Genomic DNA, 4,708 nt, shown 5'->3' with positions numbered 1-4,708 from the left:
ATTTCAAGGGCTACCGCAGCGGCGTAGCCACCGGCAACCCGAAGGGGTAGGGTTACCCAGCAAGAGTCCCCGTCCAAAGCTCTGGAGCCGGCCAGACCCCTGCCTGTTCCCTTCAGGAGCGCCTCCTTTTGTGTCCACATTTGAAAGAAAAGGGCATCCCGCTCTGGAGCTGGACAGCTGGCCAAACGGCCCTGCTCAGCAGCCGAAAAATAGCGTTGGGCGATGCGCTGCCAGCGGAGCACAGGTCGAACCCATTCCAGATCCACTCCAATGCGGTATTGCCATCTCAGGCCGATCAGGACGCGCTCGTGGGAGTGGCTGAGGTTAAACTGCAGCGGCAGGGGTGGATCCCGCCAGTAGGGTTTGCCGGTAGAACTGTGGTCGAGGGGGATCCCCTGGGGCGGAATGCCGCTGTAGCGGCTAAGCAAGCTCCGCAACCCAAGACGACCGGCCAGAAAGCGGCGCCGATCTGCCGGCAGTTGTAAACGCTCTGCCCGCCGACATTCTTCAGGGGAAAGAAGGCCGAGCTGGGGGAGCAACTTCTCCAACGGGGGGACTGTCTGCAGCCAAAGATGCACCTCTGACTTTCCCGACAACGGCTGCAGGGATCCCCCTGTGGCGACTGCTACCTCGCTGAAGTTGGATCCAGACAACTCTGAAAACTGAGGATAGGGTAACATGGCCTTGAATTGGTGGAGTTGGCAACACCACCCAGACAGTACACCCTTTCTTGTACGCGCTCGCGAGGCCTGGTCTGACCTGATGCCCTCCTTCCACTATCCCCCCCGTCCTGACCGTGTCCGCGCAGCTCGTCAGCAGGCTATTCGTCAGGGGATCCTCTGGCTGTTGTTGGGGTTCACGGCTGTGTTGGCGGGTTCTGCCGGTGCCCTCCTGGCCGTGATGTTGCCCCGTCAGGTGATCCCAACTTCCCTCACACCTGCAGAACAAGAAGCCTTCCGTCCTGATGCCTTACGGGCTGCGGCTCTGGATCGCTCGTTGCATATCCTCATTCTCGGCACGGACAACCCGGATCCCACCCTGCCCTTGCCCACAGAGCGAGATCGCTTCCACACCCGCAGCGACACCATTCTCTTGGCCCGCTTTGATCCCCAGGCGCGGCGGATTACCGTTTTGTCCATCCCCCGCGACACTCGTGTGCGCTTGCCTGGCTTTGGTGTGGCCAAGATCAATGCTGCCAACTTGGCAGGGGGCCCGGCGCTGACGGCTCAGGTGGTCAGCCACTTGATGGGTGGGATCCCGATTGACCGCTACATTCGCCTCAATACCGACGCTCTGGAAGAGCTGATCGACGCGGTGGGCGGCGTGGAAATCTACGTGCCGGAACCGATGCAATACGTGGATCACACCCAGCAGTTGTTTATCCACCTGGAACCCGGCTGGCAACGCCTCAACGGGGAACAAGCCCACCACTTTGCCCGCTTTCGCCGCGATCACCTGGGATTGGGGGATATCGGTCGGGTGCAACGGCAACAGGAATTGCTGCGGGCCCTGAGCCGGGAACTGCTCTCCCCTGCTGTCTGGCCGCGGATCCCAAAGATTTTGCAGGTTATCCGCACCAACCTCGATACCAACCTCACCTGGGAAGAGGTTCTGAGCTTGGCCAAGTTTGTCCTCACCTCTGGGGGCGATCGCATCGACCTGGTGCTGCTGCCGGGCCGCTTCAGTCAGCCGGGAGAATTCTCCACCAGCTACTGGCTGCCGGATCCAGCCGGGATCCGACGGGTGGCCGTCTCCCACTTTGGCCTGGAGGCAGAGGTAGCCCGCATTCCTCCACACCGCCTGCGCATAGCCGTGCAAAACGCAACCGGAGAGCCGGGGATGGCCCGCCGTATGGTGCAAGAATTGGTGAGGCAAGGATACGTCCATGCTTTTGCTGTGGAAGACAGCACCCAGGTGCTGCAGCAAACGGAGATCCTCGCCCAGAGCGGGGATCGGGAGGGGGCTAAACAGATCCGCGCCGCCATTGGCCTGGGAGAAGTGCGGGTAGAATCTACTGGCGTTCTCAACTCCGATGTCACCATTCGAGTCGGCCAAGATTGGGCTCAACAGTTGGCTTTGGATGAAGCACTCCGCGCCGCTGACGCCAACGGCCAAACCCAAGCTCCGCCCGGAGCAGCTCAGCTCTAGAGAGCCGGTTCGGTTGCGAGTGCGGATTTCCGAAAAAGAGCCTGCTTGTCGGGGACTTTTCGGTCTCTGTAGATTAGCACTGAGCTTGTTTGAGTGCTGAGCCACCTATGACCGTGCTGGAACAGGGATCCATCACCATCCACACCGAGAACATTTTTCCCATCATCAAGCAGTCTCTCTACTCGGATCGAGAGATCTTCTTGCGGGAGCTGATCTCCAATGCTGCTGATGCCATCACCAAGCTGAAGATGGCCAGCCTTGCCGGCGAAGTGGCAGATCTCCCAGAGCCGGAGATTACGATTGCCCTCAACAAGGAGGCCAAGACCTTAGCGGTGGCCGATAACGGCATTGGCATGACTGCCGAGGAAGTGAAAAAATACATCAACCAGGTGGCTTTTTCCAGCGCTGAAGAGTTCATTCAAAAGTACAAGGGCAAAGACGCAGAGCAAGCAATCATTGGCCACTTTGGTCTAGGATTCTACTCCTCTTTTATGGTGTCGCAGCGGGTGGAGATCGACACCCTCTCCTATCGGCCCGGCAGCACGCCGGTGAAGTGGGCTTGTGACGGCACCACTACTTTTACCCTCTCCGATTCTGAGCGCTCCAGCATCGGCACCACCGTTACCCTTTACATCACCCCCGAAAACGAAGAATACCTGGAGCCAAGCCGCATTCGGGAATTGGTTCGTAAATACTGCGATTTCATCCCCGTTCCCATCAAGTTAAACGGGGAAGTGATCAACAAGCAAAAGCCCCTGTGGAGAACCTCACCTTCCGAACTCAAAGATGAGGATTACCTAGAGTTTTATCGCTACCTCTATCCCTTTCAAGAGGATCCCCATTTCTGGGTGCACATCAACACCGACTATCCCTTCATCGTGCAAGGGATCCTCTATTTTCCCAAGTTGCGCCCGGATATTGATCCCACCAAGGGTCAAGTCAAGCTGTTCTGCAACCAAGTCTTTGTCCAAGATAACTGTGAGGAAGTTATCCCCAAGTTCCTCCTACCTCTGCGGGGGGCCATCGACAGTCCGGATATTCCCCTCAACGTCTCTCGCAGCTTCTTGCAAAATGACCGCACCGTAAGACGCATTGGGGATCACGTTGCCAAAAAGGTGGCGGATCGTCTCAATGAACTGTACAGGGAAGATTACGAAAAATACGTCAAGGTCTGGCCCGACATCAGCCTCTTTATGAAGTTTGGGGCGATGAACAACGACAAGTTCTTTGCCCAGATTAAGGATATTCTCATTTTCCGAGTGGCCGGATCCCCTGCTGACAAACCCGAATATGTGACCCTGAAAGCGTACCTGGAGCGCACCCGCGACAAGCAAAACAAGCGAGTTTACTACGCCACCGATGAGGCTGCCCAGAGTGCCTACATCGATCTCCACCGCTCTCAAGGACTGGAAGTGATCATGCTGGATAGCTGGATCGACAGCCACTTCAGCAGCTTTTTGGAGCGGGAATACAAAGAAGAAGGGATCCAATTTAAGCGGGTGGACTCTGAGCTGGACGAAACGCTGGTGGATAAAGACAAAGCCGCCGAAATTGTGGATCCGGTCACGCAAAAAACCCGCAGCCAAAAGTTGATCGATCTCTTCCGACAAGCCCTGGGCAAAGACAAGTTGCAGATCCAAGCAGAAGCCCTTAAATCGGAGTCGGTTCCGGCCATGATCTTGCTGCCGGAGACGCTGCGGCGCCTGCAGGAGCTCAACGCCGTCATCCAGCAAAAGCCGCTGGAGTTTCTGGAAGAGCACACCCTGGTTCTGAACACGGCCCATCCCCTCATCCAAAACCTGCAATCTCTTGCCGATCAGGGTCGGGATCCCGACTTGGTTCACCTCATCTGCAATCACATCTACGATCTGGCTTTGATTACCCAGAAAAGCTTTGACCCGGCAGCCGTGCGGGCCTTTGTGCAGCGTTCCAACGAAGTGCTGACTCGCCTCACCCGCCGTCAATAAGCAGCGCTGTCCAGGGTAGACTGCAGGGCTTCCGCTCCACCGGGCAGAGACGGACGGGATCCGGCCCCGTTGCCGCTGTGGCCGTAGCTGCCTTGGAGCAGGGGGGCAACTTGGCGCATCAGCGTCGCCATCTCCAGGGCACTCATGGCGTATTCCCAACCTTTGTTGCTCTTGACCCCGGCCCGCTCCAGAGCCTGCTGCAGGGTATCGGCGGTGATGATCCCGAAAATAACCGGCACTCCGGTACGAAATCCTGCCGCCGCAATGCCTTTGGAGACCTCCGCCGCCACATAGTCGAAGTGGGGAGTTTGCCCGCGAATCACTGCCCCCAGGCAGATGATGGCGTCATAACGGCGAGATTGGGCCAGTTGGTGGGCCAGCAAAGGCACCTCAAAACTGCCGGGCACCCAGTAGTAGTCCACCTGCTTGCTCTCCGGGCCGACATCCACACCATGCCGCTTCAGCGCGTCCTGGCACCCTTCTAACAATTTGCCGGTGATTAGGTCGTTAAACCGACCGATGACGATGGCTAGACGCAGATCCTCCGTCTGAACAAAATTGCCCTCGTAAACTGCCATCTACGCTGCTCCAGA

Annotated in this window: 4 protein-coding genes; 2 read left to right on the top strand and 2 right to left on the bottom strand. The window is 57.6% G+C overall.

Annotated features, from left to right (window positions below; all coding sequences use genetic code 11):
• The coding region (locus tag NW820_RS03510; protein ID WP_414406689.1) for a 4'-phosphopantetheinyl transferase family protein at positions 1-680 on the bottom strand (680 nt) is incomplete at its 3' end.
• On the opposite strand from NW820_RS03510, the gene NW820_RS03505 reads away from it, so the two are divergent.
• Together NW820_RS03505 and htpG are read left to right on the top strand one after the other, a co-directional pair.
• Positions 679-2,148: an LCP family protein gene (locus NW820_RS03505; protein ID WP_414406688.1), complete on the top strand. Its 1,470-nt coding sequence runs from the start codon at positions 679-681 to the stop codon at positions 2,146-2,148. The two genes, NW820_RS03510 and NW820_RS03505, sit on opposite strands and share 2 nt — an antisense overlap.
• A 107-nt stretch (positions 2,149-2,255) precedes the next feature.
• The gene (htpG, locus tag NW820_RS03500) at positions 2,256-4,115 is read left to right on the top strand and encodes a molecular chaperone HtpG (RefSeq protein ID WP_414349755.1); all 1,860 of its coding nucleotides are present in this window, start codon (positions 2,256-2,258) and stop codon (positions 4,113-4,115) included.
• Here the strand turns inward: htpG and ribH are convergent.
• Positions 4,109-4,693 carry a 6,7-dimethyl-8-ribityllumazine synthase gene (gene ribH, locus NW820_RS03495; RefSeq protein WP_414406687.1) on the bottom strand — a complete coding sequence of 195 codons (585 nt, stop codon included), beginning with the start codon at positions 4,691-4,693 and terminating at the stop codon, positions 4,109-4,111. The two genes, htpG and ribH, sit on opposite strands and share 7 nt — an antisense overlap.
• Positions 4,694-4,708 lie beyond the last annotated feature (15 nt).

This window comes from Synechococcus sp. R55.7, assembly GCF_047461955.1.
GTDB lineage: Bacteria > Cyanobacteriota > Cyanobacteriia > Thermostichales > Thermostichaceae > Thermostichus.
The sequence above is the reverse complement of the archived record's forward strand: the minus strand, read 5'-3'. Positions and strand labels throughout refer to the sequence as shown.